The organism is Stenotrophomonas sp. YJH_SMC_119 (assembly GCF_059368315.1).
Map to the genome: position 1 here is coordinate 39,513 of NZ_JCAFRP010000013.1, position 20,245 is coordinate 59,757.

A 20,245-nucleotide genomic window follows, 5' to 3' on the forward strand; every position below is an offset into this window, starting at 1 on the left:
GGGCACCTCCGTGGCGGATCCGGGTGGTCATAGCGACTTGGCCAGGCGGTAGAGCAGGAACGCGCCAAACAGCTCCAGCCCCAGCGCGATCAACAGGATCTTGTGACCCAGCGGATCGTGCAGCACCGGCTGGAAGAATTCGGGGCTCGTTATGGCCATCAGCACCGCGCTGGCCGGTGGCAGCAGGCCGAGCACCCAGGCTGACATGCGCGTTTCCGACGTGGTCGCGGCCAGCTCCTGCTGGGCCTGCTCCAGGTCGCGCATGAAATCGCCCATGCGCTGCAGGATCTGATCGGAGCGTCCGCCGATGCGTACGCTGACACCGATCACGACGGACAGCACCTTGAGCACATCCATCCGGTAGGGCTGTGCCGCCAGGCTCAGGGCACGGTCCAGGTCCATGCCGCTGCGCGCGTAGCGCACGGTGGTGTCCAGCAGTCCGCGCAGCGGCGCGCTGGTCTGCATCGACGCCACCTGGAAGGCAGCCTGCAGGCTGTTGCCGAGCGCGGTCAGCCGCACCAGGTTGTCGAGGAAGTCGGGCAGCTGGTGCAGCAGCTGTGCACGCAGTTTCGTGGTGCGGCGCATGACCCACAGCCAGCAGGCCAGCAGGTACAGCAGCAGGGTCAGGGGGAACATCCACGCCGTACCGAGCCTGAGCATGGCCACGACCGAAAGCACCAGTCCCGGCACCAGCACCATGATGGGCAGCTTCCAACCCGTCTGCAGGCCCGCACGTTGCAGCAGGCCGTCCAGCGGCAACACCCGGCGCCCGGCACTTGCCGGTCGCGCCGGGTCGTTGGCGGCGGCTACGGATGCCCCGGCCGGGGCTCCGCCACTGGCGCCTCCGCGAGCCAGCTGCTGCTCGGCGTGCTGCAGCGAAGCCTGGCGTTGCTCCCGGTTGCTGGCGGTGCCCCACAGCCATACCGCAAGCGCCAGCAGCACCGAGATGATGCTCAGTACACCCAGCATCAGGCCCGTGCCCATGCTCAGAAGTCTCCGTACAACGATTCGCGCAACTGCTGCCGGAACGGCTCCAGCTTGTGCGAATGCGGGTGGAAGCCCAGTCCGATCCAGCGATCGATTTCCTTGCCGTTGCCATCGATCTGCAGTTCGTGACGGAACATTTCCTGGGTCGTGATCAGGTTGTCACTGACACCGGTGATTTCCGTGATCGAGACCAGCACGCGCCGGCCGCTGCCCAGCCGCGAGATCTGCACGATGAAGTCGATGGCGCTGGCGATCTGCCGGCGCAGGCTGTCCTCGCTGCCCTGGAACCCGGCGAAGCCGGCCAGCATCTCGATGCGGTACAGGCAGTCGCGCGGAGAGTTGGCATGGATGGTCGCCATCGAGCCGTCATGGCCGGTGTTCATCGCCTGCAGCATTTCCAGTACTTCGGCGCCGCGCACCTCGCCGACCACGATACGGTCCGGGCGCATGCGCAGGCTGTTGCGGACCAGGTCGCGGATGCTCACCGCGCCATGGCCTTCGGCGCCACCGATGCGGCTTTCCAGGCGGACCACGTGCGGGTGGTTGAGTGACAGTTCGGCGGTGTCCTCGACGGTGATCACGCGTTCGTTCGGCGGCACGTAGCTGGCCAGTGCGTTCAGCAGTGAAGTCTTGCCGGAACTGGTGCCGCCGGACACCAGGATGTTGCAGCGGCCCAGCACCATGGCCTTCAGCAGCGCCTGCATCGGCGCATCGAAGGTGCCCTTGGCCAGCAGCTCGTCGGGGGTGAACGGATCCTTGCGGAACTTGCGGATGGAGACCATCGGCCCATCCACTGCCAGCGGCGAGATGATCGCGTTGAGGCGGCCGCCGTTGGGCAGGCGCGCATCGACCATCGGGTTGGAGTCGTCCAGTCGGCGGCCCAGCGGCGCGAGGATGCGGCGAAGGATGCGCAGCAGGTGGGTGTCGTCGGTGAAACGCTGGGTGGCGCGCTTGAGCTGTCCTCCCTGCGAGACATGCACATCCTTGAACCCGTTGATCAGGATGTCCTCGATCGTCGGGTCGTGCAGCAGGTCGTCGAGCGGGCCGAAGCCGGTCAGCTCCTTGACCAGGCCTTCGGCCACCACCTGCATCTCCTCCTCGTTGATCGGGATGCGCCATTCCTGGATGAAGCCCACCGTCTGCACCTGCACCCAGCGGGCGATGGTGTCAGGGGCCCAGGAATCGATGTCGATGCGCTCGTCCTCGATGCTGTTGAGCAGGTGCTCATGGGCGGCCGACAGCACCTTCTGGTACTGCTCGGTCTGCGCGAACGGCAGGTGGGCCGGGGCGCTGTCGGGCAGCACCGGGCGGGTGGCGGCATGCGGGAACGGGGTTACCTTGTCTTCCATTGCGATCCACCCAGGGCAAGGGAGAGTCTTTCCCGCAGGCCATGGGCCTGGACCGGGCAGGCAGCCGGATCCAGGCGCGACACAAGCGGGGCGAGGGCACGCAGGTAGGGGTCGCGCGGTGCGTCCTGCAGCAGCAGATGTCCCTGGCTGGCCGCCAGGCGCACGCGCGGGCGTTCGGGCAGCGTGGCCAGCAGTGGCACTTCGAATCGGCGTGCGATCTGGTCGGGACTCATGCCGCTGCTGTCGTCGTGGCGGTTGATCACCAGCTGCAGGCGCTTCTCCCGTTCGCGCTGGCCGGCCAGGTGCTTCAAGGCCTGGTCGAGCGATACCAGCGTGGCGATCGAAGCGTCCGTGACCAGCCAGATCTCGTCGGCCTGGTCCAGCAACAGCGGCGGTAGCTGCCGCAGCGGGCAGCCACCGGCATCGCACAGCACGCTGGCGAATACGTGGCGCAGGCGCTGCAGCAGCGCAGCCGGATCGGATGGCGGCACCGCATCGCTGCCGCTGGCGCGGTCCAGCAGCACCAGGCCGGTGTCATGGCGAGCCATCGCAGTGCGGGCGAGGGTGGCGTCGATGCGGCTGGCGTTGCGCAGCGCGTCTTCGTAATGGAAGCGGCTGTCCAGGTTGAGGTACAGCGCGAGGTCACCCGAAGGCTGGGCCAGCTCCATCAGCAGGCCGTCCTGCTGCAGCGCCTCGCCTTGCGCCAGCGCACGGGTCTGCTGTGCCAGCACCGAAAGATGCGCGGCCAGCGTACTGGTGCCCACTCCGGCGCGCACGCCCAGCAGTACGATCAGGCGCGCCTTGTGCGCGTGCTGCGCGGCGGCAGCCGGTCGTGGCGACAGGGCGCGGCGCAGCGCGGCCTCGATGCCGACGTTGTCGCTGTCCAGGTCCAGCACGTCGCGCAGGCCCGCCCGCAATGCAATGACGATGCCTTCCACCTGGCCGGTACTGGTGGCACCGACGGCAACCAATGCAAGATCCGGTTCGGTCTGTTGCAGTTGCTGCGCCAGCACGCTGGAGGCGGCGGCATGTTCAGGGCGGAAATCCAGCAGCACAAGGCTCTGCGGCCCGCGTTGCAGGTCCAGAGCGGAGGTCGGCGCGCTGCTGTCCTGCCAGTGCAGGGTAGTGGTCGGCGGCAGTTTGGCCGCCAGCCGGGGCAGCAGTTCGCGATCCATTCCGTACAGGACCAGATTCATCGGCGGTCCTTGCGGATGCAGCGGCTGGGCAGTGGCGTAGGGCATGGGCGTGGTATCGCAGGCATCATGGAATCAGCGTGAGAAGCCGGGCACCGGGTCCTGGCTGATGGGACCCAGCAGCCAGGCGCCCCATTCGGGCATGTGCGGCTTGGCCTCGCGTTCGCCAGGCAACGGCAGCTCGGTGTTGCGCGCCAGCGGCTGCACCAGCCGCGGCGTGACGATGATCACCAGCTCCTTGTCCTGGCGCTTGTAGTCGAAGTTGCGGAAGAACGAGCCGATGATCGGCAGGTCGCCCAGCAGCGGGATCTTGCCGACGTTGGAGACGACATTGGAGCTGACCAGGCCGCCGATCACGAAGCTCTCGCCATCGCCCAGTTCGACCGTGGTGTCGGCACGGCGCGTGGTGATCGAGGGAATCTGCACGCCATTGAGGGCAATGGCGTTGCTGTAGTCCAGATCACTGGCTTCCGGTGCGACCTTCAGCGCGATGCGGTTGGGGGCCAGCACCGTTGGTGTCACCGTCAGGCCGATACCGAACGGTTTATAGGTGATGGTGGTGGTGCCCAGGCCCTGCGGTTCCAGGATCGGCAGTTCGCCGCCAGCCAGGAAGCTGGCGCTCTGGCCGGATAGTGCGACCAGGGTAGGTTCGGCCAGCACGCGCGCCATGCCGTTGCTCTGCAACAGGTCGACATCGGCGTTCCACAGGCCCTTGGTCGAGCCGAACACCAGCCGGAACGCCGAAGAGATGGGCGACTCGGCCTCATTGCCGGAGTTGCCTTCCTTCATGCCCGGCAGGATGCCGGTGTTGCCCGGCAACTGGCCGCCCGGGCGGGCGAAGCCGTAGGCGAAGCTGCCATTGCGGTTCTGGAAGCTGATGCCGATCTGCTTCAACGCGGTCTTGTTGAATTCGACCACCTTGACCTCGACCTGCACCACGCCGCCGCTGCTGACCGTCGACGCGTCGGCAAGCAGCCCGTCCTTGCCCAGCGCCATGGCCGCGGTCTTCTGTTCCTGCATGTGCGAGAGCAGGCTATCGGTGCTTCCCTGCAGCAGGCCCTGGTTGTCCTGCTGGGTGAACACCAGCCCGTTGGAGCCTGCGTCTGCCGCGCCCTGCACGGCACTCTGCACCCGCACCTGCAGGCGTTGCGGCTCGGCCTGCTTGCGGTGCCACAGCAGGAGGGTCGTCGTACCCGGCGCTTTTCCGACCAGCAGGGCCTGCCGCTGCCCACGCAGCATCACGATGTCGGCGACGCCTGGGTCGGCGATGGCGACCCGTTCCAGATCGGCCGGAAGCGTCCACGGGCGCTGCTCACGCGCCTGCAACACGAGATCGTCTGCGGCCACGCTTGTTGCCGGAGCCAGCAGCACCAGCAGCAGGGCCAGCCAGCACTGGCGGGGGGAGGGGCGTGGGCGGCGGCGTTCGGTCATGGATGCGCTCGATGCAGGTCAAAGGGAACCGCGGGGGGCGGAGCTGTCGCCACGGATGATCTCGATGCCCGACGCACGCGGTGCGCTGCGTCGAGCCGCCGGCGCATGCACCGGCGGCTGCGGGTTGCTGCGGGCTGCGCTGTTGCCGCGGCCGGCCAGGGCATCACCATCGATGCCGGCGAAGGCGTGGTTCTCCGGCCGCTGCAGTGCGAGCTGCTGTTCGGCATCGAGGCCACGCACGGGATCGATCACGCCACGCGCCTGTGGAAACAGTGCAAGGTCGGGTTGCCCCGTATCGGCCGGGTTGCGCAGGGCAAGGAACAGCTTTCCCTGCTGCGCACCCAGCAGCAGCCGGTTGGCATCGGCCACCGGCACTGCCAGCACCGCACTGCGTGCCGGCTGGGTGGCCTCGTTGCCCGAGCCATGATTGCTGCCATTGCCGGTGATGTCGGCGGCGCGGGGATCGTTGCGGGTATCGCCTTCGTTGCCGGCGACGGCATCGCCGGTGACCGGAGCGATGTCCTGTTGACCGTAGCTGAGCACGCGCAGCCGCGACAGCAGCAGGCGGGTCTGCGCGGCCTCTGCCGGACCGCTGGCGTTGGGCTGGGCATTGCGCAGGTTGAGGAAGACATCGACGAAATCACCCGGCAGGATGCGGTTTCCGGCGCCGACCAGTTCGTCCACCGGGACGGCCAGCGCGCGTTCGCCGGGGCGCAGCTGCAGCGAGAATCCCTGTGCCAGGGCGCCGCTGCTGATGGCGGTGCCCTCGGCGATGTCCTGCACCGGCACCTTGCCGACCACGGCCGAGATGCTGGTGGCAGCACCGGCTACCGCCGTGGTCCGCTGCGCAAGGCGCACTCCATTGGCAGAGATCGGTTCACCGGCCGGCAGTCGTGCCACCGCCTCTACCACGGTGATCGCCTGGGCTTCGCTCTGCGCAACCGGGGCAACCGTGGCCGGCGCGGCCTGCTTGCGCCCGATCATCAAGGCGATCACCGCCAGCAGCACGGCCAGCCCGATCAGGGCGACGGCAGCGATGCGGGTCAACTTGAGCATGGAACCGTCTCCTGTGCCGATGGTCAGTTGCCGCTGCCGAGGTCGAGCTGGGCGACCGCGACACTACGGATGGGGGCCTGCATCACCCACTTGTAAAGCGTGGCGGTGCCCGGCAGGAAGGGATGGCTGGCGTAGTCGTAGCTGACGGTCACCGTCATGCACTGGGCAGTGGCCAGGCCGGCGCAGGGTGCCTGCGCGGAGACAACGATTGCGTTGCTGCCGCCATTGCTGCAGTCGACACCCTGTCCAGAGAATTTCAACAGCCACTGCATCGAACTGCGGGCTGCTACGCAGGCTGCGGTACGCCGTTCATTGGCGCTGCCATAGCGCAACGAAGCGCGAGCGCCCTCGGCCGAGGCCGTCGCCAATGTCTGTTGCGCGGCCATGATCATCACGCCGGAGAACGTGAACAGCAGCAGTGGCAGCAGGCCCAGCATGAGCATCAGGGCAAATTCGATGCTGGCTGCACCGCGTTGACGCCGTGGATCGCGGATGTTCATGCCACACCTCCATAGACGCTTGCCAGGACCCAGCCGATGCCGGTGATGGCCAGGTAGGCTGCGTAGGGAATGCCATGTCGTCCCTGGCGCGCGGCCTGCATGTCGCGCAGGGCGGGGTGCGATTGCCATTGGCTGCTGGCGCGGTTGACCTGCATCTGAAGGCCCGTGGGCAGCATCACGCCCAGGCGGCGGCCAACAATGATCACTGCCGCGTGCAGGCCGGCCGCGAGACTGGCCACCATCCAGATCGGCAGCAGGGCTTTCCAGCCCAGCATCAGCCCCAGTACCGCGAAGAACTTGACGTCACCGGCGCCCATCCAGCGGATGGCATAGAACGGCAGCAGGGCGACCAGGCCGAGCGCCGCGCCCGCCGCGTGGGCAGGCCACGGCTGGCGCGGCGTGCTGAACTGCCCCGCGATGATCAATGCGATGGCAATGATGGACGCAGACAACAGCCAGGCATTGGGCACCCGGCGGGCATACAGATCGCTGATCGCGATCCGCAGGCACACGCCGATGGCCAATAGTCCCAGCAACGTCATCACACACTCCGTCGTCCGTCATTGGACAGCCTGCAGTTGCCACCGGCACATCCCAGCACCGCTGCAGGGATGTGCGATGCGCGCAGGCTCAGCCGCCACCACTGGTCGCAGGTGCCGACCCGGAGGCCTTGGTGGCAAGGTCGGAGAGGTTCTTGAACAGCGTCTCGAAGAACCCCTTGATCTCCTTGTTGCCGACCGCGATCAGGATGCCGGCGATGACGGCGGCCAGCAGCCCGTACTCGAGCGCGGTGACGCCATCTTCTTCCTTCAGGAACTTGCGGATGGATGCGTTCATGGCCTTGTCTCCCTCTACTTGTTGTCTGCAGATGCAGGACACCTGTTGGGCGGTGGCCCGGCTCCGCCGGGATCGTCCGTGGGCCCCGCACATCCTGGCGGGGTGGCATGACGGGAATGACCCGCCGTGCTCATTCCTGGTGATCTGCCCCGGGGGAAATGCCGGCCGCAACGTCGCAACCACGCGGCGATGCGCCGGCGGTCGAACTGTTCTGCGATACGGTCGTGGTCATACGCTCCCCCAGGTGTGGTCGTTTTTGAAGCGACCGGATCACCGTGTCGTCGACTTTGCCTGAATGGCGGTTGGCTGCAACTGGAACCTATATGCAAATTCGGCAGAAACGCGGCAGCCCTTAAACTTTCAGGTTGTTTCTGTGACGCGTATCCGTTCGCTGGCAAAACGATTCATCGACGTGCAGATATTGTGATGGAGCAAATGGTGCATGCGAATATCGTGCCACTGGCGACGACATTTTCTTCATCTCTGTATCTATTTTCTTCAATACGGAGTTCGGGTTTACCTTCGATGATTATCGGGCATACTCGCTCTCACGTTGCTGCTTTCAACCGGGTTGGTCGCGTGGCACCGGCCGAGGCCATCCCGGCAATGGCGAAGGTTCCTGGAGGAATGGTGTGGCCCTGTCAGGCAGTGGGGGCCGCAGCGAGTTGCGGATCAACGGGGGGACGACACTGTCATGGTCGATGGTGGGGTAGAAGACAGCGACGACAGCGGCCTGCGATCGATCGATCTGGCGACGCTGGGCGGCGTACTTCGCGTGTGCGATGTCGAACTGCTGCTGCTCGATGGCAACGGGCCGCGGGCGGCCTTCGCTTCGCGCGTGCATGAGGAAGCCCTGTTCTGCAGCATCAGTTGCGGTTTCCACTGCCGTGGCCGCTTCATGCTGCCACCCGACTGGGCGATGCTGGGGTATCTGCACGCCACCGATGAAACACTGAGCTGGTGCCACGGGGTGCCGCTTGCACCGGGGATGGCGCTGACGGTGATGCCCGAAGGCATCAGCGAGTTTACGCTCAGCCCCGGTACGCACATGACCCTGATGCTGGTGCCGGTCGCACGGGTGCAACGCAAGTTGACCGAACTCAGCCTGCGCAGCACACCGCCCGCGGGCCAGGCACTTTCACTGTTCAATCTGGCGAACGATTCGGCGCCACTCGCCCATCATTATCAGCAGCTGCATCTTCAGCTCGGCCAGGGCGCTGGCCTGCAGCCGCAGGAAACCGAACGATTGCTGCACGAGCACGTGCAGGCCCTGCTCGGCGCAGGCGCCGCCGATCGGCCCGGTTGCAGCCGCGCCCGGCGCACGCATTATCTGATCGCGCAGCGGGCGGAGAACTTCATGCGGCTCAACCTGCGCCGCAATATCTACATGAACGAGATATGCGACGCGGCGGGTGTCAGCGAACGCGGCCTGCGCTATGCCTTTGAGGACCTGTTCGGAACTTCGCCCAACCGTTATCTGTCGATGCTGCGCCTGTGCGCTGCCTGCCGCAGCCTGTCCATGGCCGATTCCAGCCGCCGTTCGGTGAAGGCGATCGCCCTCAGCTGTGGCCTATGGGACCTCTCCCGCTTTGCCGACAACTACCGCAAGGTTTTCGGCGAGCTGCCGCGCGATACGCTGATGCGCGCTCCCGCGCAGATCGGCCAGCCGGCCTGAATCAAGCGCCGCAAGGGTTTCGGGGTGGTTTCTGCCGGAATTGCCCATGTGCTTGCCGATATCGTTGCCGCTTCTGCATAGCCCGCTGCCGATTCCGGCCGTGGATTTGCCGGAATGCACGATTGCCGTGCCGGAATGAAGTGCGCAGCCACCGTTGCAAACGCTGAAATGTCAGTCACCTGCCTAACGGCAAGTCCACTGACATTCAAGTTGTTCGCCTACGGGGGAAGTGCTCATGAATCGCATCTACCGGCGTGTATGGAACCGCCAGCTCAATGCTCTGGTTGTGGCCTCGGAACTGGCCACCGGCGACAGCGGCGGCAGCGCCGCGCGGGATCCGCGCGCCTTCCTGCTGATGCCCACCACGCTCGCCCTGGCACTGCTGTGCGTGCTGGCCAGTGGCCACGCGGGAGCATCCGAATCCAATCAGTCGCTGCGTGATCTGCAGGCTCTTGCAGCCAAGTACACCCAGCCGATGCCAGTCAAGGTCGATGCCGAGGTAGCCCTCGCGGCTGCCGCAAGCCAGGCCCAGAGCAGCCCGGCGATCAGCGCGGATGCGCGCGTCGGCCTGCAGTTGAGCACCGCGTCGCTGCCGGTGGTGCGTGACGTGCTGCCGGCCTCCGTGCAGGTCAAGCTGGCCGCGAACACAGCGCCGAAGCAGGTCGCCGTGCCAAGGCTTGCCGCTGATGTCCGAGCGAATGCCAACATCGGTCTTGGCGGCGGGCAGGTGGCATCAATCGATACCGGTGCAAAGGCGGCCGCCGGCATCAGCGGCGCGCCGGCGGGCGCACTGCGGGGTCTGAAGGCTTCTGTGGATGGGGCGCTGGATTCGAAGCTGAAGGTGGCAGGCCACCAGATCGACGCCCAGGGCCAGGTAAAGGCGACGGCGGCGATCACGCTGCCCGCCAAGGAGGAACTGCCGGGAGAAACCCACGATCGCGCGATCACCGCAGCATTTGATGCTGGTGCTGCCGGCAAGGTGCGCGTGCAGGCGCCGAATGGCCAGGAAGTGGTTGCCGATCGCAATCTGAAACTGGCCGGCCAGGCAACGGTTGCGGCGCAGAACAGCGCACTGGGTGTCGGTGGGCTGGTGGGTAGTGCGGTCGGCGCCGCAGGCAATGCAGTCGGTGGTGCGCTCAACGGCACCGTCGGTACGGTCGGCAGCGCGGTCGGTGGTGCCCTCAATGGCACGGTCGGCAGCGTCGGCGGCGCCGTTGGCGGCACGCTCAACAACACCGTGGGCGCCGTGGGCGGCGCACTGAACGGCGCCGTAGGCAGCGTCGGTGGTACGGTCGGTGGTGCCCTTAATGGCACGGTCGGCAGCGTGGGCGGTGCCGCGGGCGGCACGCTCAACAACACCGTGGGCGCCGTAGGCGGCGCACTGAACGGCGCCGTAGGCAGCGTCGGTGGCGCGGTCGGCGGCGCCCTCAATGGCACGGTCGGCAGCGTCGGCGGTGCCGTGGGCGGCACGCTCAACAACACCGTGGGCGCCGTGGGCGGCGCACTGAACGGCGCCGTAGGCAGCGTCGGTGGTACGGTCGGTGGTGCCCTGAATGGCACGGTTGGCAGCGTGGGCGGCGCCGTAGGCGGCACGCTCAACAACACCGTGGGCGTCGTTGGCGGCGCACTGAACGGCGCCGTGGGCAGCGTCGGTGGTGCGGTCGGCGGCGCCCTCAATGGCACGGTCGGCAGCGTGGGCGGTGCCGTGGGCGGCACGCTCAACAACACCGTGGGCGCCGTCGGCGGCGCACTGAACGGCGCCGTAGGCAGCGTCGGTGGTACGGTCGGTGGTGCCCTGAATGGCACGGTTGGCAGCGTGGGCGGCGCCGTAGGCGGCACGCTCAACAACACTGTAGGCGCCGTGGGTGGCGCACTGAACGGCACCGTAGGCAGCGTCGGTGGTGCCGTCGGCGGGGCCCTCAATGGCACGGTCGGCAGCGTGGGCGGCGCTGTTGGCGGCACGCTCAACAACACTGCAGGCGCCGTGGGTGGCGCACTGAATGGCGCCGTAGGCAGCGTCGGTGGTGCGGTCGGCGGCGCCCTCAATGGCACCGTCGGCAGCGTGGGTGGCGCAGTCGGCGGCACGGTTGGCAGCGTCGGCACTGCGGTCGGCGGCACGCTCAACAACACCGTCGGTTCCGTCGGCGGTCTGCTCAATGGCGCCACCGGCTCCGGCACTGGCCTGGGTGGCCTGCTGGGCAACACGCTCGGCAACGTCGGCAGTGCCGTGGGCAACCTGCTCAACGGCAACCTCAATGGCACCCTCGGCAATCTGGGCAGCGCGGTCGGCGGCCTGGTCGGCGGCACGCTCGGTGGCCTCGGCCTGACCAAGCCCTCGGCGATCCCGCCCACCAGCCCGAAGGCGCCGGCTCCGGCCGATCCGAACGCGGGCCTGATCATCGGCACCGGCGGCCTGGTCGGCAATGTGGGGCAGCTGATCGGCCCGACCACCACCAGCCTGTTCGGTGGCGATGGCTACCTGAGCAACGGCAACCTCAAGCTCAGCAATGCCAACGTGATGCAGACCTACTCGACGGTCAATGTGCTGGGCCTGCCGGTGGTCAACCTGTCGCCGGTCGGCAGCACCCTCAACGGGCTGGGCGGTGCCGCTACCGGTGGCAGCTCGCACCTGACCCTGATCGGTGGCGTCACCTCCGACAGCTACATCTACAACATCAACAACGGCAATCCGGGTGGCCTGCTGGGCTTGCTGCTGCCGAAGGACTCGCCGGCGTGGGCCGCCAAGTGCCTGGACGTCGCCCTGGCTGACATCTCGTGCTGGGCCGTGAACGCCGCGCAGGACTACCAGGTGCTGATGGGCGATGGCGCCTTCGCCAACGGTTCGAAGGAAGTGGTGATCGGTGCCAATGCACGGCACGAATTGCCGAAGGTCGATGCCAACGTCGCCTTCCCGGGTGATGGGGTCAACGACCCGAGCAATCCGACCGGTGTGCCGACCGCCGACTACGCTGCGCGCATGGGCCATTCGGTGATCGTCGGCGACAGTGCCGTCGGTACCGCAAACGGGCAGACCCTGCTCGGTGCTGAAGCCACCTCCAACCAGGCCAACTCGGTCGCACTGGGCTACCGCTCGGCCGCACTGCGCGGCGCGCAGGCCAGCTACAGTGCTTACGGCCTGACTGCTCCGCAGGTTTCGGCGGGCGAAGTGTCGGTGGGCACCGCCGGTGGTGGCGAGCGCCAGATCACCAACGTGGCTGCCGGTAGCGTCAACACCGATGCGGTCAACGTAGCCCAGCTGAAGGGCGCGATCAGCCTGATCAACGGCGTGGCCGATGCCGCCGTCACCTACGACCTGGATGCTGGCGGCAATCCGAACTACCGTCGTGTCACGCTTGGCGCGGGCACCGGCACCACCACCATCGGCAACCTGGCCGGCGGCGCAGTCACTGCCGGCAGTCTGGAAGCGGTCAATGGCGGCCAGCTGGCGGCGACCAATGCTGCCATCGCCAGCTTCTTCGGCGGCCGCGCGGCCTTCGATCCGGCCAGCGGCGCGTTCACTGCACCGCTGTTCGAGATCAGCACCATCTCCACCGGCGGCGCCATCGCCAAGGGCCTGTATGAGAACGCCACTGATGCTTTCGCCGCGGTCGACGGCTCGCTGGTCAATCTCAACACGCAGATCACCGATATCCGCAACGGTGGCACCAAGTACCTGCGGGTGAACTCGACCGGTACCGAGGCGCTGGCCACTGGCGCCGACTCGATCGCGGTCGGTACCAACGCCCGCGCCACCGCCGCCAACAGTATCGCGGTGGGTGCCGGCAGCCTGGCCGACCGTGCCAACAGCGTGTCCATCGGTGCGGCCGGTGCCGAACGCCAGGTCACCAACATGGCCGCCGGTACCGCCGCGACCGATGCGGTCAACCTGGGCCAGCTGCAGGCGTCGGAGCAGGGCGCCCTGCGCTATGACCTCAACGGCGACGGCAGCGTCAACTACGCCAGTGCCACGCTGGGCCAGAGCGGCACCGCCACCACGCTGCGCAACCTGGGCCCGGGCCAGGTCAGCGCCACCAGCAGCGAGGCCATCAACGGTGCCCAGCTGTTTGCGGCCAACCAGGCCGTTGCCACCCACCTCGGAGGTGGCGCGGCGGTCAACGCCAGCGGCGTGCTGACCGCACCGACCTATTCGATCAACAACGTGGCCGCCAACGGCACGATTACCAAGGGCAACTACAACGACGTCGGTACCGCCTTCGACGCGGTCAGCAATTCGCTGGCCAACGTTGCCGACCAGACCGGCGAGATCGACAAGCTGGCCGTGAAGTACGACGTCGACGCCAGCGGCAACGTGCTCAACAGCGTGACGCTGACGGGCACCGGCACCGGCGCGGTGAAGATCACCAACGTCGCCGCCGGCAGCATCCTGGCCGGCAGCAGCGATGCCATCACCGGCGACCAGCTGTTCAACACGAACAGCACCATCGCCAACTACTTCGGTGGCACCACTGCCTACAACGGCACCACCAACGTGTGGACCGCGCCGAAGTTCAGCATCTCCAGCATCGCCACCGATGGCACCTTCACCAGCGGCGACTACAACAACGTCACCGCCGCCTTCACTGCGGTGGACGGCTCGCTGAAGGTCCTCAACCAGCGCATCACCAACGGCGGCGGTGGCAGTGCCTACCTGGCGGTGAACTCGACGGCAGCGGCCGCAACGGCGGCCGGGGCGGAGGCGGTGGCGGTCGGCCCGCAGGCCAGTGCGGCCGGTGCCAACAGCGTGGCGGTCGGCAACGGCGCCAGCGCCAGCGCCGGCAACAGCGTGGCGCTGGGTGCCGGTTCGGTGGCCAGCGTTGGCGCCCAGAGCGGCTATACCGGCGCGTACGGGCAGACCGGCGCCAGCAACTCGGCCGGTGAGGTGTCCATCGGCAGCACTGGCAGCGAGCGCAAGATCACGCATGTCGCCGACGGTTCCGATACGTACGACGCAACCAATGTCGGCCAGCTGAAGAACGGCGTGAACTACGCCATCGACGAATCGAAGAAGTACACCGACCAGAAGATCCAGAACATCACCAACGTGGCCGGCAGCTTCCGCGCCAACAACACCAACAACCTGGCCGACCCGTCCGCCAGCGGTGCCAACTCGGCCGCCGGTGGTGCAGGCTCAACCGCAGCCGGCGCCAACTCGAGCGCGCTGGGCAATGGTTCGCAGGCGCAGGCCGACAACTCGGTGGCGCTGGGTGCGGGTTCGGTGGCGAACCGGGCCAACACGGTCTCGGTGGGTGCCGCTGGTGCCGAACGCCAGGTGGTCAACGTGGCCGACGGTTCGCAGGCCACCGATGCGGTCAACGTACGCCAGCTGCAGGCCTCGCAGCAGGGCACGATCCGCTACGACACCACGGTGAACGGTGCGACCAACTACAACAGCGTCACCCTGGGCAGCACCAGCAGCGGCCCGACCACGGTGCGCAACGTCGCCGCCGGCACCGCCGGTACCGACGCGGTCAACGTGGACCAGCTGAAGTCGGGCATGGCGCAGACCCTGGATTGGTCGAAGGCGTACACCGACGAGCGCATGGGCGGCTTCGAGCGCGACCTGCGCAAGACCGACAACCGCGCCTCGGCCGGTATCGCGTCGGCGATGGCCACCGCAGCGCTGCCGCAGCCCAGCGAAGCGGGCCGCAGCATGGCCTCGGTCGCCGCTGGCAGCTACAACGGCGAGTCGGGCGTGGCGATCGGTATCTCCGGTGTCTCTGAAGGTGGTCGCTGGATCTACAAGTTCAGCGGCTCCACCAACAGCCTTGGCGAGGCCGGTGTGGCCGTCGGTGCCGGCATCCAGTGGTGATCCCCGCGGCCGGGCCGCACGCGCGGCCCGGCATCGCGGAAACGTCCAAAGGGGGGAATGACATGAAACAGCATCGCATCGCCCGCACCGGCCAGATGGCCGCAGTGCTGGGCCTGGTCCTGGGGATGGGCCTGCTGGCCGCCTGCCGCAGCCATGCGCCGGCCGCCGACCGTCCTGCCGACACCACCGCCGTGCAGTTCCCGGAGGCGTCGAAGGCTTCGTTGAAGGAGGGCATCTATCCCGACGTCGCCGACCTGCGCAGATTCGCGCCGGGCATGAGCAAGCGGCAGCTGTATACCTTGCTGGGCACGCCGCACTTCAACGAAGGCATGTGGGGCGTGCGCGAGTGGAACTACCTGTTCAACTTCCGCACCGCGCAGGGCGCGGAGTATTTCACCTGCCAGTTCCAGGTGCGCTTCGACAGCAAGGGCATCGCCCAGGGGGGCTACTGGAAGCCGGAATCGTGCGCGGCGGTGATCGAACCGCCACGGCCACCGGCGCCGCCTGCACCGGCACCGCTGCCGGAGCAACCCCTGCGGCTGTCGGCCGACGCGCTGTTCGGATTCGACAGCGCGGTACTCAGCGCCGAAGGCCAGCAGGCGGTGCAGGGCATCCTGGCGCAGGTGCGCGAGGCTGCGCAGGTGCAGTCGATCCGGGTGACCGGGTACACCGACCGTATCGGCAGTGCCAGCTACAACCAGACCCTGTCGCAGCGACGTGCCGAGGCCGTACGCAGCGCGCTGGTGCAGGGCGGGGTGCCTGCGGCCAGCATCAGCGCCGAAGGGCGGGGCGCAGCCGAGCCGATCGTGCAGTGCGAGCAGCGCAATCGGCGCGAGCTGATCGCCTGCCTGGCGCCGAACCGTCGCGTGCAGATCGCTGGGATCGCCCAACCGCGCTGAGAGTCCCGCACCGGGGCCATGCCCCGGTATCCCGAGTCCCCCCTGACCGTCGGCAGGACGTGGTTACGTCTCCCCCGTTGACCACGCCTGCCGGCGGCTCAGGTTTTCCATGGTGCCCGCGATGAACGCTCAATTCCTGCCTCTTTCCATGAAGACGGAAACCACACTCAGCGTGTACGGCCAGCTCGGCAACCATGCCGTGGTGCGCATTCCCGGGCGGCGCCTGCCGGGGTTGATCCTGCAGGCAGACACCGTGGCCGGGTTCCTGGCCCAGCTGCAGGAAGCCCAGGCCTGCCTGCGCAGTGGCCGCGCACAGCGTACCGACGCCGAGCTGGACATGCTGATCGACGTGCTGCAGCAGTGGTATGCGCTGATCGAATCGCGCCTGGCCGACGCCGGCGAGGCGCTGTAGGGAAAAAGGGGACGGAGGGGATTAAGTCGTTTCCGGCACACTCGGGGCAAGAGCGACTTAATCCCCTCCGTCCCCTTTTCCTAGGCGCGGGCGCGGACCAGCCAGCAGGCGGCATCCACGCGTACGCGGTCGCCCTCGATGAACGGGGTGAATGCCGCTACCGCCTTGTTCCGGAGCGAGGTGGCCCGGTCTTCGGGCAGATTGCGCAGCGCCAGGCCCAACGGGCCCAGCTGGCCGACATAGGTCGGCAGGTCTTCGCGGGCGAGCGAGCAGGGCAGGTCTACCGCAACAACCTCCACGTCATTCCAGCCGGCGGCCTGCAGCAGGTGCTGCACACGCTCGCCATCGGCAAAGGCGAACTGGCCCGGTGCGCCGGGCGCGCGGGGCGGAAGATCCAGTGCATCGCCGATGGCGCGCTCGGCCGTTGTCATGAACGGGTTCTCCGCTGCGCTGCGCCAGGCGATGAAACGCAGGCCGGCACCCGGTCGCGCGGCACGGTGCAGGTTGGCGAAGGCGGCCTGGCTGTCTTCGAAGAACATCACACCCAGCCGCGATTGGATCCAGTCGAAGTGCGCGGTGGGCAACGGATGCTGCTGTGCGTCGGCGACGATGAAGTCTGCGTCCAGTCCTGCCGCCTCGGCGCGTTGACGGGCCAGCGCCAGCATCGGCGCGGAGATGTCCAGGCCGGTGCAGTGCGCCGACGGGCGTGCGGCGGCTGATGCCAGCAGGCTGGCACCGGTCCCGCAGCCTACATCCAGCAGTTGCGTGACGGTGTCGGGCAGTTCGTCGACCAGCAGGTCGGCCAGGGGTTGGAACAGGCCGTCGAGGATGGCCTGCTGCGCAACCCAGATCTGACCGCCGGGGCCGTTCCACAGCGCGTTCTGATCAACGGGGGATGTACTGGTCATGGTCTTGCCTTGCGGGGAAGTCGCCCATAGGTTGGCGCTTGAAGGTCACTTGAGGTCAAGCCCGTGCGTGAACTGGATATCGGCGAGGTGGTCAAGCGCAGTGGCGTGCCGGCCTCGACCCTGCGCTACTACGAACAGCTTGGGCTGCTGCAGGCACTGGGCCGTCGCGGCCTGCGCCGGCAGTACGACGAGCGCGTGCTGGAACGGTTGGCGCTGATCGGTCTTGGCCAGGCGGCCGGGTTGTCGCTGCAGCAGATCGGGTTGTCGCTGCCGCCACAGGATGGATGTATCTCGCTGGACCGTGAGGCGCTGCTGGCACAGGCCGATGTGCTCCAGCGGCAGATCACCCAGTTGCAGCGGGTGCGCCGGCACCTGCAGCGCGCGGCGGCCTGCCCGGAAGCGCAGGACGCGCGGCAGTGCGGTTCATTCCGCAAGCTGCTGCGCGCACAGCAGCGCATGGCGGGTCGGTGAGAGAAGCATCCACGCATGGCGTGGATCTACTTCACCACGACCTCGCTACATCCACGCCATGCGTGGATGAATCAATCGCGGGTGCTGACTTCCCAGGTGGCGTGCAGCACGCCCGGCACGTGTTCCATCCGCGCCAGCACCACATCCAGCTCATCGGCACTCACGGCGGTACTGACCAGCACCGCGATCACATCGGTGGGTGCATCGGCATGCTCGACCACCTGCACGTCGCCGACCGGATACTGCGCAGCCTCCAGCGCATCGACGAGGCGCTCGCGCACCCGCGGCACGGCTTCGGCATCCACGCTCAGGCGCACTTCGTAGGTCGCTTCGGTGGCGGCCTCGTTGATCGGGATACGGTTGATCGCATTCACCAGCGGCCGCAGCAGGGTGTTGCCGGCGATGATCAGTAAGGTCAGCAGCACGCCTTCGGCCAGCATGTCCGCGCCGGTGCAGCTGCCCACCGCCGCCGAGCACCACAGGGTGGCGGCGGTGTTGAGGCCGCGAACGTTCATGCCTTCCTTCATGATCACGCCGGCACCGAGGAAGCCGACGCCGGAGACCACGTAGGAGATCACCCGCACCGCCTCGGCGCTGCCGGCGATGCGCATGCCCAGGTCGACGAAGGCGGCGGCGCCGACGGCGACCAGCACGTTGGTGCGCAGGCCGGCGGTGCGTTGCCGGTACTGGCGCTCGGCGCCGATCAGCGTGCCCAGCACGAAGGCGGCCAGCAGGCTCACCACGGTGTCGGCGAAGGGACCGGCCTGGAAGGTCTCAATGAAGCGCATGGCCGGAGTCTACCCGGTCGAGGTGACAGTAGAGCCACGCCATGCGTGGATTTCCAGCGGTCCACGCCACGCGTGGTTAGTCAGGTGCCAGAAACGACTTAATCCCCTCCGTCCCCTTTTTGCGGGGTCAGTCGGTGTCCTCGACGCGTTCGCCCATCAGTTCGCGCTGGCGCTTGTCCAGTTCCTCGGCGTAGCGCTTGCGTACGAAGGCTTCAGAGACCACGCCCAGCACCTGGCCGTCGGCGGCGACCACGGCCAGTTCGTCGGCCTGGGTCTGGTCGAAGCGCTGCATCACGCTGACCACGTCCGCGGCCGGCGACAGCGACACACCACGGTTCTCGGCCAGCTCGCCGATTGTGGTTTCCGGCTTCACGCCGTCGCCGTAGACGCGCGGAATCTGCACGATGCCGGCGTAGTGGCCTTCGCTGTCGATCAGGATCACCCGGCTGCCCGAACCCAGCGGGAAGCGCTGGCGGAACGCGGCGGCATCGAGATCGGCCGGCGCGGTGGCCACGCCCTTGCGCATCAGCCGGCCGGCGTTGAGGTTCTGCACCCAGCCGACGTCGCGGGCGCTCTTGATGGTCTCGCCGCGCAGGTGCATGCGCCAGGTCGAGAACGAGTAGCCGAACCACTGCCGTACCAGCGTGCTGGACACCAGCACCGCGCTCATCACCACGCTGGTCAGCAGGAAGTCGTGGGTGCCTTCCAGCACCAGCATGGCCATGGTCATCGGCGCGCCGACCACCGCCGCGGCCAGCGCTGCCATGCCGGCCAGCGCGGCGGACGTGGCGTCGACCACCGGCACGCCGGTGGCCATCGCCAGCAGGCCGGCGAACAGGGCGCCGACCAGGGTGCCCATGAACAGCGAGGCGAAGAACAGGCCGCCACGGAAACCAAACCCGAGAGAGATGCCGGAGGCCAGGCACTTCAGGGTCAGCAGGCCGCCGATCCAGATCAACGGCAGGTGGGTAGTCAGGTCCAGGTGCAGCGCGCCATGGCCGGACGAGAGCACCTGCGGGCTGGCCAGGGCCAGCGGGATCAGCAGCAGGCCGCCCACCACCGGGCGACCCCACAGCGGCAATGGACTGCGCTTGACCGTGCCTTCGATCGAAGCGATCAGGCGCATGATGACAATGCCGAACATCGCGCAGCAGCAGCCGAGCAGGCCGTAGATGGCGTAGTCGGCGGCACGCACGTCGATGGTCGAGGCGGCGGGCAGCAGGTAGGCCTCGATGCCAGCCTGGTCGGCCACGAACGCACCGGCCAGCGCGGCGACGGCCACCGGTGCCAGTGCGGCCGGGGTGTAGGCGCCAATGACGATTTCGAAGGCATAGAACGCACCAGCCAATGGCGCACCGAAGGCGGCGGCGATGGCACCGGCGGCACCGGCACCGACCAGGATGCGCACGTCGTTGCGACGCAGGCGCATCACCCGGCCCAGCTGCGAACCGCTGCCGGCACCCATCTGCGTATACGAAGCCTCCAACCCGACCGAGGCGCCGCAGCCATTGGACAGCAGTGTCTGGGTCAGCACGATCAGATTGTCGCGCATCGACATGCGGCCGCCATGCAGGGCATTGGCTTCCACCGCATCGAGCAGGGGGCGCTTAAGCCGCGTCGCGGCCAGGCTGACCAGGCCGACCAGCAGGCCGCCCAGTGGCAGCACCAGCAGCGCGGTCCAGGTCAGCGAGGGCAGGGAGCTCAGGCGCATGCCTTCGTCCAGCCCATACAGCGTGCCCTGCAACCAGCGCGCGATGCCCGACTGCAGCAGGGTCAGGTAGCCGGCGATCAGTCCGACCAGCAACGCCAGTGCGATGAACCACAGATCACTGCCGCGCAGCCGCAGGCGCAGGCCCTGGAAAGCTGAGTGCAGGCGCGATGACGAAACAGGCAGTGACATGGTGGCGGCATGATACGCCGCCACCGTGAT

General features: G+C 67.6%; 16 protein-coding genes. 5 read left to right on the forward strand and 11 right to left on the reverse strand.

Going from position 1 to position 20,245, the window contains the following annotated elements:
* Nucleotides 1-27: 27 nt before the first annotated feature.
* From AC5P6S_RS17160 to AC5P6S_RS17195, 8 genes are all read right to left on the reverse strand, one after another.
* Nucleotides 28-984, reverse strand: a complete 957-nt coding sequence (locus AC5P6S_RS17160) for a type II secretion system F family protein (protein ID WP_065183523.1) — start codon at nucleotides 982-984, stop codon at nucleotides 28-30.
* A gap of 2 nt (nucleotides 985-986) precedes the next feature.
* A complete protein-coding gene (locus AC5P6S_RS17165) occupies nucleotides 987-2,336 on the reverse strand; it encodes a TadA family conjugal transfer-associated ATPase (RefSeq protein ID WP_005413742.1) in 1,350 nt (449 codons plus the stop codon).
* Nucleotides 2,321-3,577 (reverse strand): CpaE/TadZ family protein, encoded by a 1,257-nt coding sequence (locus AC5P6S_RS17170; protein WP_032965901.1) that lies wholly within the window; start codon nucleotides 3,575-3,577, stop codon nucleotides 2,321-2,323. Before AC5P6S_RS17170 ends, AC5P6S_RS17165 begins: the two co-directional genes overlap by 16 nt.
* 27 nt (nucleotides 3,578-3,604) lie before the next feature.
* The gene (locus AC5P6S_RS17175) at nucleotides 3,605-4,960 is read right to left on the reverse strand and encodes a type II and III secretion system protein family protein (RefSeq protein ID WP_005409995.1); all 1,356 of its coding nucleotides are present in this window, start codon (nucleotides 4,958-4,960) and stop codon (nucleotides 3,605-3,607) included.
* 18 nt (nucleotides 4,961-4,978) lie between these two features.
* Nucleotides 4,979-6,016, reverse strand: a complete 1,038-nt coding sequence (gene cpaB, locus AC5P6S_RS17180; RefSeq protein ID WP_005409994.1) for a Flp pilus assembly protein CpaB — start codon at nucleotides 6,014-6,016, stop codon at nucleotides 4,979-4,981.
* Between the two features lie 23 nt (nucleotides 6,017-6,039).
* Entirely contained in the window at nucleotides 6,040-6,516 is a 477-nt protein-coding gene (locus AC5P6S_RS17185; protein ID WP_005409993.1) for a TadE/TadG family type IV pilus assembly protein, read from the reverse strand.
* Nucleotides 6,513-7,058: an A24 family peptidase gene (locus AC5P6S_RS17190; protein WP_005409992.1), complete on the reverse strand. Its 546-nt coding sequence runs from the start codon at nucleotides 7,056-7,058 to the stop codon at nucleotides 6,513-6,515. The genes AC5P6S_RS17185 and AC5P6S_RS17190 overlap by 4 nt, the downstream gene beginning before the upstream one ends.
* A gap of 88 nt (nucleotides 7,059-7,146) precedes the next feature.
* The gene (locus AC5P6S_RS17195; RefSeq protein WP_012480544.1) at nucleotides 7,147-7,353 is read right to left on the reverse strand and encodes a Flp family type IVb pilin; all 207 of its coding nucleotides are present in this window, start codon (nucleotides 7,351-7,353) and stop codon (nucleotides 7,147-7,149) included.
* Nucleotides 7,354-8,047: 694 nt separating this feature from the next.
* On the opposite strand from AC5P6S_RS17195, the gene AC5P6S_RS17200 reads away from it, so the two are divergent.
* The 4 genes from AC5P6S_RS17200 (at nucleotide 8,048) to AC5P6S_RS17215 (ending at nucleotide 16,148) form a co-directional block, all read left to right on the forward strand.
* Nucleotides 8,048-9,028 carry an AraC family transcriptional regulator gene (locus AC5P6S_RS17200; protein WP_005409990.1) on the forward strand — a complete coding sequence of 327 codons (981 nt, stop codon included), beginning with the start codon at nucleotides 8,048-8,050 and terminating at the stop codon, nucleotides 9,026-9,028.
* A 235-nt stretch (nucleotides 9,029-9,263) separates the two neighbouring features.
* A complete protein-coding gene (locus AC5P6S_RS17205) occupies nucleotides 9,264-14,837 on the forward strand; it encodes an ESPR-type extended signal peptide-containing protein (RefSeq protein ID WP_495204680.1) in 5,574 nt (1,857 codons plus the stop codon).
* Nucleotides 14,838-14,899: 62 nt separating this feature from the next.
* Nucleotides 14,900-15,736, forward strand: coding sequence for an OmpA family protein (locus AC5P6S_RS17210; RefSeq protein WP_005409988.1), 837 nt, complete (start codon nucleotides 14,900-14,902; stop codon nucleotides 15,734-15,736).
* 121 nt (nucleotides 15,737-15,857) lie between these two features.
* On the forward strand, nucleotides 15,858-16,148 hold the full coding sequence (locus tag AC5P6S_RS17215; RefSeq protein WP_019659952.1) for a DUF6959 family protein: 291 nt from the start codon (nucleotides 15,858-15,860) through the stop codon (nucleotides 16,146-16,148).
* Between the two features lie 80 nt (nucleotides 16,149-16,228).
* Here the strand turns inward: AC5P6S_RS17215 and AC5P6S_RS17220 are convergent, their stop codons facing one another.
* Nucleotides 16,229-17,056: a class I SAM-dependent methyltransferase gene (locus AC5P6S_RS17220; RefSeq protein WP_065183524.1), complete on the reverse strand. Its 828-nt coding sequence runs from the start codon at nucleotides 17,054-17,056 to the stop codon at nucleotides 16,229-16,231.
* A 63-nt stretch (nucleotides 17,057-17,119) separates the two neighbouring features.
* Here AC5P6S_RS17220 and AC5P6S_RS17225 point away from each other — a divergent pair, with 63 nt between their 5' ends.
* A complete protein-coding gene (locus AC5P6S_RS17225) occupies nucleotides 17,120-17,527 on the forward strand; it encodes a MerR family transcriptional regulator (protein WP_065183525.1) in 408 nt (135 codons plus the stop codon).
* A 71-nt stretch (nucleotides 17,528-17,598) separates the two neighbouring features.
* Here AC5P6S_RS17225 and AC5P6S_RS17230 read toward each other — a convergent pair whose 3' ends face one another.
* Together AC5P6S_RS17230 and AC5P6S_RS17235 are read right to left on the reverse strand one after the other, a co-directional pair.
* Nucleotides 17,599-18,315, reverse strand: coding sequence for an MgtC/SapB family protein (locus AC5P6S_RS17230; protein WP_065183526.1), 717 nt, complete (start codon nucleotides 18,313-18,315; stop codon nucleotides 17,599-17,601).
* 127 nt (nucleotides 18,316-18,442) lie between these two features.
* Nucleotides 18,443-20,215 (reverse strand): chloride channel protein, encoded by a 1,773-nt coding sequence (locus AC5P6S_RS17235; protein ID WP_483723519.1) that lies wholly within the window; start codon nucleotides 20,213-20,215, stop codon nucleotides 18,443-18,445.
* Between the last annotated feature and the right edge of the window lie 30 nt (nucleotides 20,216-20,245).